Genomic DNA, 15922 nt, shown 5'->3' with positions numbered 1-15922 from the left:
CGAGCCGATCGCCGACATCAGGGCGACCGTCGTCCATCCCGACGGCGACATCCCCGCCGGGCAGGCCACCTGGAACACCCAGCGCCCGAGCCGCATGCCGGTCCACCGCTACAAGCCCTTCGCCGACGTCGTCGAGAAGATCTCACTGCCCGACCGCACCTGGCCGGACAAGGTGATCGACAAGACGCCGCTCTGGGGCGCGGTGGACCTGCGCGACGGCAACCAGGCGCTGATCGACCCCATGTCGCCCGCGCGCAAGCGCCGCATGTTCGACCTGCTCGTCCGCATGGGCTACAAGGAGATCGAGGTCGGCTTCCCCGCCGCCTCGCAGACCGACTTCGACTTCGTCCGCGAGATCATCGAGCAGGACGCCGTACCCGCCGACGTCCGCATCCAGGTGCTGACGCAGGCCCGGCCCGAGCTGATCACGCGCACGTTCGAGTCCCTCGAGGGCGCGCACTCGGCGGTCGTCCACCTCTACAACTCGACGTCGATCCTGCAGCGGCGCGTGGTCTTCCGCTCCGACCGCGACGGCATCACCAAGATCGCGGTCGACGGCGCGAAGCAGGTCCGCGAGGAGGCCGAGAAGCGCCCCGGCACCGACTGGCGCTTCCAGTACTCGCCGGAGTCGTACACCGGCACCGAGCTCTCCTACGCCAAGGAGATCGTCGACGCCGTCGGTGACGTCTGGGAGCCGACGCCCGAGAAGCCGATGATCGTCAACCTGCCGGCGACGGTGGAGATGGCGACGCCGAACGTCTACGCGGACTCCATCGAGTGGATGCACCGCAACCTCGCCCGCCGCGACTCGATCATCCTGTCGCTGCACCCCCACAACGACCGCGGCACGGGCGTCGCCGCCGCCGAGCTGGGCGTCCAGGCCGGCGCCGACCGCGTCGAGGGCTGCCTGTTCGGCAACGGCGAGCGCACCGGCAACGTCTGCCTGGTGACGCTGGGCATGAACCTGTTCAGCCAGGGCATCGACCCGCAGATCGACTTCTCCGACATCGACGAGGTCCGCCGCACGGTCGAGTACTGCAACCAGCTTCCGGTCGGCGAGCGCCACCCGTGGGGCGGTGACCTGGTGTTCACCGCGTTCTCCGGCAGCCACCAGGACGCCATCAACAAGGGCTTCGACGCGCTGCGGGCGGACGCCGACCGGGCCGGGGTGCCGGTCGAGACGTTCGACTGGCAGGTCCCGTACCTGCCGATCGACCCCAAGGACGTTGGCCGCACCTACGAGGCCGTGATCCGGGTCAACTCCCAGTCCGGCAAGGGCGGCGTCGCCTACATCATGAAGTCCGAGCACCAGCTCGAGCTGCCGCGCCGGCTGCAGATCGAGTTCTCCCAGGTGATCCAGCGGCACACCGACACCGAGGGCGGCGAGGTCACCCCGAAGCAGATGTGGGACGCCTTCGCCGCCGAGTACCTCGGCATCCACACGCCGCTGGTGCTGCGCCGCTACCGGATCTCCGACGACGCCGCCGGCCACGACGAGATCGTGGCGCAGGTGGACGTCGAGGGTGAGGAGCACGAGATCACCGGCGCCGGCAACGGTCCGATCGCGGCCTTCGTCGACGCGCTGGCCAGCGTCGGCTACGACGCCCGGGTGCTGGACTACACGGAGCACGCGCTCACCTCGGGCGACGACGCCAGGGCCGCGGCCTACGTGGAGTGCTCGGTGGACGAGCGGGTGCTGTGGGGTGTCGGGGTGGACAGCTCGATCGTGACCGCGTCGCTGCGCGCGGTGGTCTCGGCGATCAACCGGGCGCACCGGTAGCCCCGCCGGGCCGGATCAGCGCAGGGCGGCGAGCGCGGCGGCCACCGCCAGCTCGCCGGACCGGACGTCGAAGCCGCGGTTCTCGGTGCCGGCCTCCAGCAGGCAGCCGAGGATCACGGCGGCGACGTCGTCGCGCGGGATCCGGCCGGCGGTCAGGTGCTCGACCGCGGTGATCCGGCCGGTGCCCGGCTCGTCGGTGAGCGTGGCCGCACGCACCACCGTCCACACCAGACTGGATCGGCGCAGCACGGTGTCGGAGATCTGCTTTGCCGCCAGGATCGACCGGACCAGCGGGTCACCCTGGTCCGGCGCGTCGGCGAACATGGCGGAGAGCTGCACGTAGCGGCGCACCCCGGCGCGCTCGGCGGACCGGATCGCGGCGATCGCGCCGTCCCGGTCGATCAGGTTCACCGCGGCCGGCGCCGGATCCGGCGCCCCGGCGCAGTTGACCACGACGTCGGACCCGGCGAACGCCTCGACCAGCTCGGCCGGATCACCGGCCAGGTCGGTGATCACCGCGGGGACGCCGAGCCCGGTGACCGCGGCCCGGCGGTGCCGGTCGCGCACCCCGGCCCGAACCCGGAAGCCGTGCCGGACCAGCAACCGCACCACCCGGCGGCCGGTGCGCCCGGACGCGCCCAGCACGGTGACGGTCATTCCGCGGCGGCGGCCCCATCGATCGGGCCGATCGGGGTGACCGTGATCTTGTCCTCGTTCTCCGGGAAGTGGCACGCCACCTGGTGCCCGGGCTTGAGCGCGACCAGCGGCGGTTCCTCGGTCTTGCAGATCTCCTGGGCCTTCCAGCACCGGGTGTGGAACCGGCAGGCCGGCGGCGGGTTGAGCGGGCTGGGCACGTCGCCCTGCAACCGGATCCGCTCCCGCTTGGCCCGCCGCTCCGGGTCCGGGATCGGCACCGCGGACAGCAGCGCCACCGTGTACGGGTGCATCGGCCGCTCGTACAGCCCGGTCCGGTCGGCCAGCTCGACGATCTTGCCCAGGTACATCACGGCGACCCGGTCGGACACGTGCCGCACCACGGACAGGTCGTGGGCGATCAGCAGGTAGGTCAGGTCCAGCTCGTTCTGCAGATCCTCGAGCAGGTTGACCACCTGGGCCTGGATCGACACGTCCAGCGCGGAGACCGGTTCGTCGGCCACGATCAGCTTGGGCTTGAGGGCGAGCGTGCGGGCGATGCCGATGCGCTGGCGCTGGCCGCCGGAGAACTCGTGCGGATAGCGGTTGTAGTGCTCGGGGTTCAGCCCGACCAGTTCGAGCAGGTCCTGCACGGCCCGCTTGACCCCGTTCTCGGGCTTGACCTTCTGCAGCCGGAACGGGGCGCCGACGATCGTGCCGACGGTGTGCCGGGGGTTCAGCGACGAGTACGGGTCCTGGAAGATCATCTGCACGTCGCGGCGCAGCGGCCGCATCTGGTTGGTGGACAGGTGGGTGATGTCCCGTCCCTCAAAGATGATCTTCCCGGCGGTCGGTTCGAGCAGCCGGGTGAGCAGCCGGCCGGTCGTGGTCTTGCCGCAGCCCGACTCGCCCACCAGGGACAGCGTCTCGCCCATGGCCACCGAGAAGTCCAGCCCGTCGACCGCCTGCACGGCCCCCACCTGGCGCTGCAGCAGCCCCTTGCGCACCGGGAAGTACTTCTGCAGACCGGTGACCGACAGCAGCTCCTCGCCGAGCTTCGGCTGGGTGGGGTCGGCCGCCTTGTCCTGCACAGTCGCCACGCTCTGATCCTCGTCTTTCACAGCTTCGGCCTGATCTCGTTCTCCCAGATCTGCATCCGGTCCTCGGCGGAGAGATGGCACGCGGTGAAGTGACCGTCACCGACGTCGCGCAGCTCGGGCACCACGGTCTCGCTCGCGCCGCCGTTGCGGTCGGCGTAGGCGCACCGGGGGTGGAACGCGCAGCCGTCCGGCAGGTTGATCAGGCTGGGCGGGCTGCCCTTGATCGGCAGCAGCCGATCGGTCCGTTCCCGGTCCAACCGGGGCATCGATCCGAGCAGGCCCCAGGTGTAGGGGTGCTGCGGCGCGGTGAAGATGCCCGACGATGTGCCGTACTCGACGGCCCGGCCGCCGTACATCACCAGGATGTCGTCGGCCAGCTCGGCGACCACGCCGAGGTCGTGCGTGATGATGATGATCGCCGAGTTGAACTCCTGCTGCAGATCCCGGATCAGGTCGAGGATCTGCGCCTGCACCGTGACGTCCAGCGCGGTGGTCGGCTCGTCGGCGATCAGCAGCTCGGGGTCGCAGGACAGCGCCATCGCGATCATCGCGCGCTGCCGCATGCCGCCGGAGAACTGGTGCGGGTAGTCGTCCACCCGGGACGTCGGCTGCGGGATCCCCACCCGGTCCAGCATCTCGATCGCGTGCTTGCGGGCCACCTGCTTGCTGACGTTGTGGTGGATCCGGTACGCCTCGATGATCTGGTCGCCGACCGTGTAGAACGGGTGCATCGCCGACAGCGGGTCCTGGAAGATCATCGCCATGTTCTTGCCGCGCAGCCGGCGCACCCGGTTCGGGTCCATGGCGATCAGGTTCTGCCCGTTGAGCATGACCTCGCCGGAGATGCGGGCGACGCCCTCCTTGTGCAGGCCCATGATCGACAGGCTGGTCACGCTCTTGCCGGAGCCCGACTCGCCCACGATGCCAAGGGTCTTGCCGCGGTCGAGGTGAAAGGTCAGTCCGTCCACGGACTTGACCACGCCGTCGTCGGTCGGGAAATGCACCCGCAGGTCGCGGACCTGGAGGAAGGCGCCGGACCGGTCGTGGTCCGGTTCGGTGGCCGCGGGCAGGTAGGTCTCGACATCGGCCAGCGGCTCATCGGAAAACTGGGTCATCCCAACCGCACTCTCGGGTCGATCACGGCATACATCAGGTCCACCACCAGGTTCGCGATGACGACGAAGAAGGCGCCGACCATCGTGACCCCGAGAACCACGGGCAGGTCGTTGTTCTGGATGGAGTCGACCGCCCACTTGCCGATTCCCGGCAGCCCGAACGTCTTCTCGGTCAGGATGGCGCCGCCGAGCAGCAGGCCGAGGTCGAGACCGAAGATCGTCACGATCGGGGTGAGCGCCGAGCGCAACCCGTGTTTGGTCACGACCCGGCGCTCGGTCAGGCCCTTGGCCCGGGCGGTACGGATGAAGTCCTCGTTCATCGTCTCCAGCATGCCGGCCCGGGTCAGCCGGGCGTACCCGGCGGAGTACAGGAAGGCGAGCGTGATCCAGGGCAGCAGCAGCGCGTGCGCCCACTCGAGCGGGTTGTTGCCCGACTCGGTCGGATCGGTGCCGCCAGGAGGGGTCACGTCCAGCGCGTAGCTGAAGACCGACAGGGCCAGCAGACCGGTGAAGAAGATCGGCAGGGACACCCCGGCCAGCGCGATGCCCATCGAGGCCCGGTCGAAGAAGGTGCCTCTGCGCAGCGCCGAGATCACGCCGGTGCCGATGCCGAACCCGAGCCAGATGATCGCCGCGCCCAACGCCAGCGAGAGCGTGACCGGCATCCGGCCGACGATCTCCGGCCAGACCGGCACCTGTTTGATGAACGAGTAGCCGAAGCAGGGCGCCGGGCAGTGCTCGACCGACGGCCCGGTGTCGAAGTCACGGCCGGCGACCAGGCCCTTGACGAACCGTCCGTACTGCTCGTACATGGGGTCGGTGAAGCCGAGCTTCACGGCCATCTCATGGGTCTGCTCGGCCCCGGCCGTCTTGCCGGTGTACCGCGAGGCGAGGTCGTCGGCGGTGAAGCCGGCGATCCGCGGAACCAGGAAGAAGATCGCGAAGGTGACCGCGCTGACCACGAAGAGCAGGATCACTGCTGCGATCAGGCGGCGGATGATGTACGTGACCACGTCGGCGGCGAAGGTGACCGGTGGACCCCGATCGGGCCCACCGGTCACCCGGTGCCTTCACCTACCTTTGAGTGCTAATTCACGAACTGCTTACTGCACACCCATGGCGGTGTAGTCGTACATGCCGTAGGCCTCGCTGACGAACACGTTCGTCAACCGCTCCGGCCGGTACATCAGGCCCTTGGCCCACACGCCGGGCAGGATGTAGGCCTGGTCCATGACCCGCTTGTCGATGTCGTTCCACAGCGACTCGCGCGCCGTCTTGTCGGTGGTGGTCAGCGCCTTGTCCAGGAGCTGGTCCACCTGCGGGTCCTTCACGGCGATGTTGGTGTTGCCGCCGCCGGGACGGATGGTCCGGCTGTCCACGATCTGCTGCAGGAAGCCGAAGCCGTCGTTCCAGTCGGCGCCCCAGCCGTAGATGATCACGCCGAGGTTGTTGGCCTTCGCGTAGTCCGGCTTGCCCGCGTACAGCTTGGAGTAGTCGCCCTGCGGGAAGCCCTTGAGCTCGGTCTTGATGCCGACCTTGTTGAACGCCTGCTGCAATGCCTCAGCGGTGTTCTTCTCCTTCGGCCGCTCGGCGCGGTAGGCGATGTTGGTGGTGAAACCGTCCGCCTTGCCGCACTGCTGCAGTTCCTGCTTGGCCTTCTCGACGTTGCCGCTCTTGTCGGTCTCGAACCCGTACTGGTCGTTCTTCTGGAAGCCCGGGATCTGCGGCGGCATGATGTTGGTCGCGATGTCGCCACCGGCCTCGGCGCCACCGTAGGAGCGCTGGTAGCCGGCGTGGTCCGCGGCGTACATGATGGCCTTGCGGCAGTGCACGTTGTCCAGCGGCGCGACATCGGAGTTGATGCCCGAGTACCACAGGCGGGCGTTCGGCGCCGAGTCCGCGCGGTTCTTCTGCTCCGGGTCGTTGAGGATCTTCGGCTGGGTCTCGGTCTGCACGCCGGTGCCGGCGATGTCGACGTCAAGCGTGCCGTCCAGCAGCCGGTTGTCCACGTCCGCGGCGTTGGCCTTCAGCTCGACCTCGATGCGGTCCGGCAGCGCCTTGCGGCCCGAGGCCGGGTCGGTGGCCGGGTCGTACTGGTCGTTGCGCACCAGGACGACCCGCTTGTCGACCTCGTTGACCTCGAACTTGTACGGGCCGGAGGAGACCGGGTGCTCCTTGTACTTGGTGCCGGTGTCCTTGGCGGCCGGAACCGGGACGGTGGCCGGCAGTGCGGCGATGTAGTCGAACGCCGAGAACGACTTGCTCAGCTTGAAGACGATCGTGTAGTCGTCCGGCGTCTCGACGGCCGTGAACTTGGCCATCGTCGGGTCGTTGTCCTTGTACGGGCCCTCATAGCCCTGCAGGTCGAGCAGGTCGTTGAGGTAGGTCGGGCCGTTGGGCAGGGTCTCCTTGTCCAACTGCCGGGCCACGGCGTACTTGACGTCCTTGGACTTGATCTCGGTGCCGTCCTCGAACTTGATGCCCTTGCGCAGCTTGTAGGTCCACGTCTTGGCGTCGTTGCTCGGCGTGCCGAGACCCTCGGCCAGGTCAGGCGCCAGCGAGTTGCCCTCCGCGCCCGGGGCGGACTTGAAGACCAGCAGCGACCGGCCGTAGTTGCGCAGGAAGTTCCACGAGAAGCCGTAGTAGGTGTCGCCCGGGTCGACCGAGTCCCAGTCACCCGAGTTGGCCAACTTCAGGGTGCCGCCCTTCTTGTCGGAAGGGTTGAACACCTTTCCGATCGCCGCGTTGTACGCAGCGGTGGTGGTGCTTCCGCCGCTGCTTCCGCTGTCGGCATCGTTGGAGGAGCCACCGCAGGCCGCGAGACCCATGAGCAACGCTGAGCCGGCGGCAACCGCGGATATCATGCGGTTTCTTTTCATCTTGCTATTGCACCCTTCTCTTTCTGGAAGTCGGCCGGAATGAAAGCTCCGGTCATCGTGCCCTTGGGTCGAGCGCGTCACGCAAACCATCGCCGAAAAGGTTGAACGCGAACACTGTGATAAAAATCGCCAAACCGGACGGCAGCATGTACTGCGTGTCGGTCTGGTACCACTTCGCGGCGTCCTGCAGCATGTCGCCCCAGCTCGGCACGGGCCGCTGGATGCCGACGCCGAGGAACGACAACGCCGCCTCGAAGAGGATGTTGGTCGGGATCAGCAGCGTCGAGTAGACCAGGATCGGGGCCATCAGGTTCGGCAGCAGTTCCCGGAACAGGATGTACGGCCGGCGGGCGCCGAGGCTGCGCGCGGCGTCGATGAACTCCCGTTCGCGCAGGGAGAGCACCTGACCGCGGATGATCCGCCCGATGTACGGCCAGCCGAAGAACCCGATGATGAACACGATCACACCGACCCGCAGGCTGTTGCCGCTCAGGCCGAACGCGTCGTTGGGCATGACGCCGACCAGGGCGATCGCGAACAGCAGCAGTGGGAAGGCCAGGAAGATGTCCATCAGCCGGCTGATCGCGGTGTCCACCCAGCCGCCGAAGTAGCCGGCGATGACACCCATGACGACGCCGATCACCACGGACACCAGGGTGGCCAGGAACGCGATCAGCAGGGAGAACTGTGCGCCGTAGACGACCCGGCTGAACAGGTCGCGCCCGTTGATCGGCTCAACGCCGAACCAGTGGTCCCAGCTCATGCCGCCCCAGCCGTGCAGCGGCAGCCCGGTGCTGTCGTCGACCAGGTCGTAGTGGAACTCGTCGTACGGGTAGCCCCACCACTTGATGATCAGTGGGGCGAAGACGGCCACCACCACCAGGAACACGACGACGACCCCGCCGGCCATGGCGACCTTGTCCCGCTTGAGTCGCATCCAGGCGATCTGGCCGAGGGAACGGCCCTGAATGGCTTTGCGGGAGACCCCGGCGAGGGCGGCTTCCGGTGGCGCCGTGGCGGCCGACTCGGTGACTTCGAGCGGTGCGGTCATTCCACGCCCCGCCCCGATGGCTGCGCTCGAAGCAAGGCTCGCGCCACTCGGGGGTCGGCCATCGTCGTCTCCTTGAACCTGTGCGGGGTCACCGTACGACCGCCGACCTTAATCCCTGCGTTCAGCATCCCTTCACCACGGGAGGTCACGATCCGGCCAAAAGATCGCACATCGTGTCCGATATGCAGTCCGACAAGTACCGGACGTGACCGTTCTTCACCCAATTGAGTGAATCGGTGCATCCGCCGGGTTACCGCCGTTCGGATATCGAACAGTGGCGACCGCCACAGGAGCGTCGATCGCGAACCATCCTTCCTCGAACCGCTGCCATGCCTGAAGCGGCGCGCGGCACGCCTCCCCGTCCCGGGCCACGGCCCGCTCCAGCCGCTCCACCGGATCCGGATGCTCGCACCAGACGAGCGCCGACAACCGCTCCCGAACCGACCGCCGCCCCGCCGACACCCCCTCCACCACCAACACCTCGGGCACCCCGACCCGGACCCACTCCCCCGGCCGCGGCCGCCCGGCCAGCCACTCCATCCGCCGGTACCCGCCCGGCCGGCCGGCAGCCAGCGGCTCCAGCACCCCCTCGACCAGCCGCGGCCACCAGCCCACCGGCTCATCCCAGGTCGCGAAGTAATCGGTGCGCACCAACTCCACGCCCACCCCCGCCCCCCGCAACCGCCCCACCACCCGATCCGCCAACCCCGACTTCCCCGACCCCGACGGCCCATCGATCGCCACCAACCGCACCGCCCCCAACCGCGCCGCCGGCAACTCCGCAAGCCCGCCCCACCCGGCCCAACCCGCACCGCCCCCGCCAGGATCCCGAGTAGTTCCCCCATGCTGCTCAGACCTGCGCACAGCCCCCGGAACCGCAGCGCCGAACAACCCCTCGCCATCGCCGATTACTCGCAGCTCACCCCAGTCCACCCCCCACCGCTCCCTGGGGGGCGTCCCCACGGCCATTCTACCGGCGAAAGTGCTGGTGGCGGGGGGTTTGGGGGCGGCTGTGGACAACTGCGGGGGGTGTGGATGGTCAGACGGCGCGGCGGCCGGTGAGGGCGCGGCCGAGGGTGAGCTCGTCGGCGAACTCGAGGTCGCCGCCCATGGGGAGACCGGAGGCGAGCCGGGTGACGGTGAGACCGGGGAAGTCGCGCAGCATCCGGGCCAGATAGGTCGCGGTGGCCTCGCCCTCGGTGTTCGGGTCGGTGGCGAGGATGACCTCGGTGACCTCGGCCTGGGAGATGCGGGCCAGCAGCTCGCGGACGCGGAGCTGGTCGGGGCCGATGCCGGACAGCGGGTCCAGCGCGCCGCCGAGCACGTGGTAGCGGCCCTTGAACTCCCGGGTGCGCTCGATCGCCAGCACGTCCTTGGGCTCCTCGACCACGCACAGCGAGGTCGGGTCGCGGCGGGCGTCCCGGCAGATCCGGCACCGGGTCTCCTCGGAGACGTTGCCGCACAGGTCGCAGAAGATCACGCCCTCTTTGACCCGCTGTAACGCGGAGATCAGCCGGTTCACGTCCGCGGGCTCCGCGGCGAGCAGGTGGAAGGCGAGGCGCTGGGCGCTCTTCGGGCCGATCCCGGGCAGTCGCCCGAGCTCGTCGATCAGGTCCTGGACCGGTCCCTCATACACGCCGCGCCCGCCTACATCCCGGGCAGGCCGAGCCCGCCCGTGAGCCCGCCGGCCAGCGGCCCCATCTTGTCCGCGGCCAGCGCCGACGCCTTGCCGCTGCCGTCGCGCACCGCGGCCACGATCAGGTCGGCGAGCGTCTCGATGTCCTCGGGATCGACCACCTTCGGGTCGATGACCAGCGACTTGAGCTCACCCGCCCCGGACACCGTCGCGGTCACCAGACCGCCGCCCGCGGTGCCGGTGACCTCGGCATCGGCCAACTCCTGTTGGGCGGAGAGCAACTGCTCCTGCATCCGCTGCGCCTGCTCCAGAATCTGCTGCATGTCGGGCATGCCACCGGGTTGCACGGCGGTTCCTCTCCTGTAGGTCCGTGGTACCGCCAGCCTAGTCGCGCCCGCCGTGTGGAATGGTGAGCGCCGTGCTCACCCGACGCGGGGCATACGCCTGGGGAATCCTGACCATCAGCGTGGCGCTGGCGGCGTGCGGCGCGCAGGACCGGATCGCCGGGCAGGCGTTCGGCCCGGCTCTGCCCGCTCCGCCGGTGGCCAGCACGGCGCCGGCCACCGTCAGCACGACACCGGCCAGCCCACCGCCGGCCACCAGCTCGTCCGCGCCGCCGGCCACCACGCCGAAGCCGGCGGCCCCGGCCGGCCGGGTGGTCGTGCTCGACCCCGGCCACAACGGCGGCAACGCCGCGAACCCCGCCGCGATCAACAAGTCGGTACCGGCCGGTCGCGGCAAGACCAAGGCCTGCAACACGACCGGCACCGCGACCGATGCCGGCTACGCCGAGCACGCGTTCACCTGGGACACCGCCAACCGGGTGCGGGAGATCCTGGCCGGGCGCGGGGTCCGGGTGGTGCTGACCCGGCCGAACGACAGCGGGGTCGGACCGTGCGTGGACCAGCGCGCGGCGATCGGAAACCGCGAGAACGCCGCCGCCGTGGTGTCCATCCACGCCGACGGGTCGACCGCCGAGGGCGCGCACGGCTTCCACGTCGCCTACTCCGCGCCGGCACTGAACGCCGCCCAGGGCGAGCCGTCGCAGCGATTAGCCCGGACCGTGCGGGACCGCATGGTCGCCGCGGGCCTGGCGACCTCGACCTACATCGGATCCAACGGCTTATCCCCGCGCGACGACCTCGCCGGGCTTAACCTCTCCGAGCGCCCGGCGGTCCTGGTGGAGTGCGGCAACATGCGCGACGCCGACGAGGCGGCCAGGCTGTCCAGCCCGGATGGCCGGCAGCGCTACGCGGCGGCGATCGCCGAGGGAATCCTCGCCTACCTGGGGTAGCCGGGCTCAGTCCAGCTTGCGGGCGCCGAGCTGCTCCTTGAGCAGCCGGACCGCGGCCGCCGACTCGTTGCGCGGCCCGGGATCCGGGTCCGGCTCCTGGAAGTCATCGGGATAGTCGTCCGGCTCCGGCGGCGGCTCCGGAGCCGCCGGATCGACTGCGGCGGCCGGCCGGGTCCGGACCGGCTCCGGGCGACTGGGCTCCGGACGCACCGGTGCCGGCGGCGGCGCGGCCGGGCGGCTCGGCGCCTCGCCGGAGTCGTTGGCGTGCACGGTCTTGACCTGCCAGTTGCCGCCGAGCACCTGGCGCAGCGCCTCGGCGATCGCGTCCACGTTGCGCGGGTCGGCCAGCCGGCGGGCCAGCGGTGCGGCGGTGTGCGAGATGACCACGGTCTCGCCCTCGACCGCGTGCACCGTGGCGTTGGTGAGCATGGCCTCGGTGCTGCGGCTGTTCTTGCGCACCACGGCGAGCAGCTCGGACCAGACCCGGCGGATGCCCGCGGCGTCCAGCGCGCCCGGCTGCGCCGGGGCGGCCGGCGGCACCGGCGACGGCGGGGTGGCGGCCGGCTCCGGGCGCGGCTGCACCGGTGGCTGCGGCGGTTCCGGCTGCCGTGCCGGTGCTGGTGCCGGCGTCGATGCCTGCGGTTGCGGCTTCGGTTGCGGTTGCGCCGGAACGGGCTCCGACCCAACCGAGACCCGCCGCTCCATCCGTTCGATTCGTTGCAGCACCGCGGAATCCGCCGCCGCGTCGCCGGAAACCGCGGCCGGCAACAACATCCGGGCGCAGAGCAGCTCGAGCAGCAGCCGCGGCGCGGTGGCCCCGCGCATCTCGACAAGTCCATTGTGGACTATCTCGGCGAACCGGGTCAGCGCGGCCGGACCGAGCCGCTGGGCCTGCGCGGACATCCGGTCCAGCTCGTCACCGGGGGCGTTGACCAGCCCACGACTCGCGGCGTCCGGCACCGCCCGGAGCAGCACCAGGTCCCGCAGCCGGTCCAGCAGGTCGGCGGCGAACCGGCGCGGGTCGTGACCGGCCTCCACCAGCCGGTCGACCGTGCCGAACACCGCCGCCGAGTCGTCCGCCGCCAGCCCGTCCACCAGATCGTCGATCAGCGCCACGTCGGAGACGCCGAGCAGCGCCACCGCCCGGTCGTAGGTCACGCCCTGCGCTCCGGCGCCGGCCAGCAGCTGGTCGAGCACCGACTGGGTGTCCCGCGCCGAGCCCCCGCCGGCCCGGATCACCAGCGGGAACACCGCCGGCTCGACGGTGGCCCCCTCGTCGGCGCAGTTGCGCTCGAGCAGCTCGCGCATCGCGCTCGGCGGGATCAGCCGGAACGGGTAGTGGTGGGTGCGGGACCGGATGGTCGGCAGCACCTTGTCCGGCTCGGTGGTGGCGAAGATGAAGACCAGGTGCTCCGGCGGCTCCTCGACGATCTTCAGCAGCGCGTTGAAGCCCTGCGGGGTGACCATGTGCGCCTCATCGATGATGAACACCCGGAAGCGCGACGCGGCCGGCGCGTAGAAGGCGCGGTCGCGCAGCTCACGGGCGTCGTCCACGCCGCCGTGGCTGGCCGCGTCCAGCTCGATCACGTCGACGCTGCCCGGCCCCTCGGGGGCCAGCCCCACGCACGAGTCGCAGATGCCGCACGGGTCCGGGGTCGGTCCCTGCGCGCAGTTGAGCGAGCGGGCCAGGATCCGCGCGCTGGAGGTCTTCCCGCAGCCGCGTGGGCCGGAGAACAGGTACGCATGGTTGATCCGCCCAGCGGCCAACGCGGTGCGCAGCGGTCCGGTGACGTGTTCCTGGCCGACGACCTCGGCGAAGGTCGCCGGACGGTATTTGCGGTAAAGGGCGAGCGCCACGCCGCGACCCTACCCGCCGACGAAAAGGGACCCCGTGCACCCGTCAGAGCTCGCTTATCCTTGCTGCCTTCCGGCCCTGGGGAGGTTCACGAGATGGACGCCGCACGAGGTCCACGTTCAGTGTAGCGAGCGCGGGCGAGCCGGTACGCCTCGCGTAGGTCTTCGCCCTCGTAGCGCACCCCGGCCAGCCGGGCCAGCTCCGCGCTGGCGTTGACCGCCACGGTCTGCGGCAGGTGCCCGAACAGCGGGACGTCGGAGCCGGAGTCGCCGTAGGCCACGCACTGCCGGACGGTCAGCCCGCGCCGGGTCAGTTCGGCGTCCACCACCCGGACCTTGTCCGCCGGGGTGAGGATGTCGGCCGGGTCGGGGTGGCCGCGCAGCGGCAACGGCGGGAAGGTCGAGGCGACCACCCGGTCGACCCCGACGTCGTGCAGCCCGTCGGCGAAGAAGTTCGGCGACATGGTCACCACCATCGAGTGCTCGCCGCGGGCGCGGATGTCGGCGAGCACGTCCGGCAGGCCGTCGATCCACGGCGAGGCCCGGAACGCCTCGGCGACCAGGTCGGCGGTGAGCTCCTGCCACAGCACCGCGATCCGCGCGGAGAAGCCGCGGGTGTCCAGGGCGCCGGCCGCGAAGGACAGCTCAAGCGCGGCCAGCTCGCCGACCAGGTCCAGCCGGCGGGCGATCTCCAGCGCGGCGGTCGTGCCACGGAGCAGCGTGCCGTCCATGTCGAAGACGTGCAGCACGCTCATCCGATGCCGTCCCCCCTCTTCCGGGTAGCCTGACACGCTGGGTACCTTTGCTGGCCGGTTCCATCACTGTACGGAGATGCGACATGCCGCGGCATCGGAAGAAGACGGAGCCCGACCGGGTTCTGCTGGCGATCAAGACCGCCACCTTCCTCGCCGCCGCCGGCCTGGTCACCGGCATCGTGCTGCTGGTCAACGCCGGGGCCGAGCCGCCGGCGGCCGCGAACTCCGGGCCGGCCGTGCCCAGGATCTCCCCGAGCCCGCCGGCCGACGACGCACCCCCGTCGCAGAGCGGCGTCCCCACCGCCATCGCGGCACCCACGCTGAACACCGAGACGGCCAACATCGTGGCCAGCCCGCCCCCGGCGCCACCGGCACCGCCGGCCAGCAGCGCCGCCTCGCGCCCGAGCCAGCCGCGGTTCGACTTCGCCGAGATCGGGGACCGGTGCGACGACCCCGGCGCGTTCTCGGTCACCCGCGACTACGAGCCGGTGGTCTGCGCCCGTCAGCAGCGCGGCTCACCGCGCTGGCGGGCGATCTGACCGCGGGCCTCAGCAGCCGAGCCGGTCGGCCAGCTCGGTGAAGCTGGCCGTCACCAGGTCGGCGTCCGCGTTCTCGGCCCGGTCCGGCCGGCCGTTCGGCCCCTTCTCCCGCGGGCGCTCGATGAACGCCGTGCGCAGCCCGGCCGCCCGGGCGCCGGCCAGATCCCAGGTGTGTGCCGCGACCATCAGCACGTCGCCCGGCTCGGCGTCGAGCAGGCCGGCGACCGCCTGGTAGACCTCCGGATCCGGCTTGTAGCGCCGGACCAGCTCGGCCGAGACGACGGCGTCGAACGGCAGCTCCGCGGCCTTGACCAGGTTGGTCAGCAGGGCGAAGCCGCCGTTGGACGTGGCCACGACGGTGTATCGGGTGCGCAGCCGGGCCAGGCCGGGGGCGGCGTCCGGCCAGGCCGGCAGCCGGTGCCAGGAGCGGACCAGCTCGGCCCGGGCCGGCTCGTCGAACGCGGCCGCGACGCCGTGCTCCTCGAGCAGCTCGTCCAGGGACCGCCGGTGCAGCGCGTCCAGGTTCTGCCAGGGCAGCTCCCCGCGCCGGACCAGTTCCATGGACGGCACGTAGCGCGCCCGCCAGGCCGTGGCGAACGCGCCACCGTCCAGCTCCACCCCGCGCTCGGCGGCCGCCCGGCCGACCTGCCCGGCCACGCCGGTCCACCAGTCCACGGTCGTGCCGAAGATGTCGAAGGCCAGCACCCGCACGTGATTCAACGTACCCAGCGCCGCGCCCAGCACAGCCGCCGCACGGGCGATCACGCGACTCCGCCGGCAATCCAGGACTCGGCAGGATCGTCGCCGGCTGCACGCTCTGACCCCCGGTTCCCACTGCTGCGCGCCCGCGGCGCCGTGTAGCATCTGCGCCGGAGGATTCGCCTAGTGGCCTAGGGCGCACGATTGGAAATCGTGTTGGGGTTGATAGCCCCTCAGGGGTTCAAATCCCCTATCCTCCGCTCTGACCAGCAACACGCCGGGCATCGTGATCATGGATGCCCGGCGTTGTGCCGGTGTTCACTCGCCGGTTCACTCCCCTCCGAGTCCACACGGAGCGCGGCCCGGAGGGTCAAGTTAGGTCAGGCCGATCCTCCGTCGAACCGTCGTTCCGGCCTGATCGACAGTCGCGACCTAACCCAGCGAACGAGCTGACTCGGCTAACTTCGCGCAGGTCAGCACGGGTCCGGCGGGACCTGACCCGGCGAGTTAGATTTCTGAGCCAACAATGCGACCTAATCAATGTCCGTACAACTACGCGAGGAGTTGGCGTTGAGGAAGGCGGATAT

General features: G+C 70.4%; 14 protein-coding genes, 1 tRNA gene, 1 other RNA gene and 1 pseudogene. 4 read left to right on the top strand and 13 right to left on the bottom strand.

Annotation, left to right across the window (positions count from 1 at the left end; translation table 11 throughout):
* Positions 1-7 precede the first annotated feature (7 nt).
* Positions 8-1780 (top strand): 2-isopropylmalate synthase, encoded by a 1773-nt coding sequence (leuA, locus tag VFV67_RS09515; protein WP_326468860.1) that lies wholly within the window; start codon positions 8-10, stop codon positions 1778-1780.
* 15 nt (positions 1781-1795) lie between these two features.
* Here the strand turns inward: leuA and VFV67_RS09510 are convergent, their stop codons facing one another.
* The 9 genes from VFV67_RS09510 to VFV67_RS09470 all read right to left on the bottom strand — a co-directional run bounded on the left by VFV67_RS09510 (position 1796) and on the right by VFV67_RS09470 (position 10517).
* Positions 1796-2437, bottom strand: coding sequence for an SDR family oxidoreductase (locus VFV67_RS09510; protein ID WP_326468856.1), 642 nt, complete (start codon positions 2435-2437; stop codon positions 1796-1798).
* Positions 2434-3513 (bottom strand): ABC transporter ATP-binding protein, encoded by a 1080-nt coding sequence (locus VFV67_RS09505; RefSeq protein ID WP_414636213.1) that lies wholly within the window; start codon positions 3511-3513, stop codon positions 2434-2436. The genes VFV67_RS09510 and VFV67_RS09505 overlap by 4 nt, the downstream gene beginning before the upstream one ends.
* A gap of 17 nt (positions 3514-3530) precedes the next feature.
* Positions 3531-4628 carry an ABC transporter ATP-binding protein gene (locus VFV67_RS09500; protein ID WP_326468855.1) on the bottom strand — a complete coding sequence of 366 codons (1098 nt, stop codon included), beginning with the start codon at positions 4626-4628 and terminating at the stop codon, positions 3531-3533.
* Entirely contained in the window at positions 4625-5689 is a 1065-nt protein-coding gene (locus VFV67_RS09495) for an ABC transporter permease (RefSeq protein WP_326468854.1), read from the bottom strand. The genes VFV67_RS09500 and VFV67_RS09495 overlap by 4 nt, the downstream gene beginning before the upstream one ends.
* Before the next feature lie 42 nt (positions 5690-5731).
* Complete coding sequence (locus VFV67_RS09490) at positions 5732-7492, bottom strand: ABC transporter substrate-binding protein (protein ID WP_326468852.1); 1761 nt, start codon at positions 7490-7492, stop codon at positions 5732-5734.
* A gap of 67 nt (positions 7493-7559) precedes the next feature.
* Entirely contained in the window at positions 7560-8558 is a 999-nt protein-coding gene (locus VFV67_RS09485) for an ABC transporter permease (protein ID WP_326468850.1), read from the bottom strand.
* 216 nt (positions 8559-8774) lie between these two features.
* The gene (locus VFV67_RS09480) at positions 8775-9335 is read right to left on the bottom strand and encodes a uridine kinase (RefSeq protein WP_326468849.1); all 561 of its coding nucleotides are present in this window, start codon (positions 9333-9335) and stop codon (positions 8775-8777) included.
* A 262-nt stretch (positions 9336-9597) separates the two neighbouring features.
* On the bottom strand, positions 9598-10194 hold the full coding sequence (recR, locus tag VFV67_RS09475; protein ID WP_326468847.1) for a recombination mediator RecR: 597 nt from the start codon (positions 10192-10194) through the stop codon (positions 9598-9600).
* 11 nt (positions 10195-10205) lie between these two features.
* The gene (locus VFV67_RS09470; RefSeq protein WP_326468845.1) at positions 10206-10517 is read right to left on the bottom strand and encodes a YbaB/EbfC family nucleoid-associated protein; all 312 of its coding nucleotides are present in this window, start codon (positions 10515-10517) and stop codon (positions 10206-10208) included.
* A 95-nt stretch (positions 10518-10612) separates the two neighbouring features.
* Here VFV67_RS09470 and VFV67_RS09465 point away from each other — a divergent pair, with 95 nt between their 5' ends.
* Positions 10613-11488: an N-acetylmuramoyl-L-alanine amidase gene (locus tag VFV67_RS09465; protein ID WP_326468844.1), complete on the top strand. Its 876-nt coding sequence runs from the start codon at positions 10613-10615 to the stop codon at positions 11486-11488.
* Positions 11489-11494: 6 nt separating this feature from the next.
* Here the strand turns inward: VFV67_RS09465 and VFV67_RS09460 are convergent, their stop codons facing one another.
* From VFV67_RS09460 to VFV67_RS36750, 3 genes and pseudogenes are all read right to left on the bottom strand, one after another.
* Positions 11495-13345, bottom strand: a complete 1851-nt coding sequence (locus VFV67_RS09460) for a DNA polymerase III subunit gamma and tau (protein ID WP_326468842.1) — start codon at positions 13343-13345, stop codon at positions 11495-11497.
* A 21-nt stretch (positions 13346-13366) separates the two neighbouring features.
* An RNA gene (ffs, locus tag VFV67_RS09455) (signal recognition particle sRNA small type) lies at positions 13367-13461 on the bottom strand.
* Positions 13462-13644: 183 nt separating this feature from the next.
* A pseudogene (locus VFV67_RS36750) lies at positions 13645-14073 on the bottom strand (haloacid dehalogenase-like hydrolase); the annotation flags it as partial.
* Between the two features lie 107 nt (positions 14074-14180).
* On the opposite strand from VFV67_RS36750, the gene VFV67_RS09445 reads away from it, so the two are divergent.
* A complete protein-coding gene (locus VFV67_RS09445) occupies positions 14181-14636 on the top strand; it encodes a hypothetical protein (RefSeq protein ID WP_326468838.1) in 456 nt (151 codons plus the stop codon).
* Positions 14637-14645: 9 nt separating this feature from the next.
* Here VFV67_RS09445 and VFV67_RS09440 read toward each other — a convergent pair whose 3' ends face one another.
* Positions 14646-15401: a haloacid dehalogenase type II gene (locus VFV67_RS09440; RefSeq protein WP_326468837.1), complete on the bottom strand. Its 756-nt coding sequence runs from the start codon at positions 15399-15401 to the stop codon at positions 14646-14648.
* 106 nt (positions 15402-15507) lie between these two features.
* Between VFV67_RS09440 and VFV67_RS09435 the strand changes: the two genes are divergently transcribed.
* Positions 15508-15595 (top strand) — tRNA-Ser (locus VFV67_RS09435).
* Positions 15596-15922 lie beyond the last annotated feature (327 nt).

Origin of the sequence: Actinophytocola sp. (assembly GCF_035762905.1) — a bacterium.
In the GTDB taxonomy this organism is placed as follows: domain Bacteria; phylum Actinomycetota; class Actinomycetes; order Mycobacteriales; family Pseudonocardiaceae; genus DASYTH01.
Note: the sequence above shows the minus strand (reverse complement) of the source record. Positions and strands in the feature narration are given on the sequence as shown.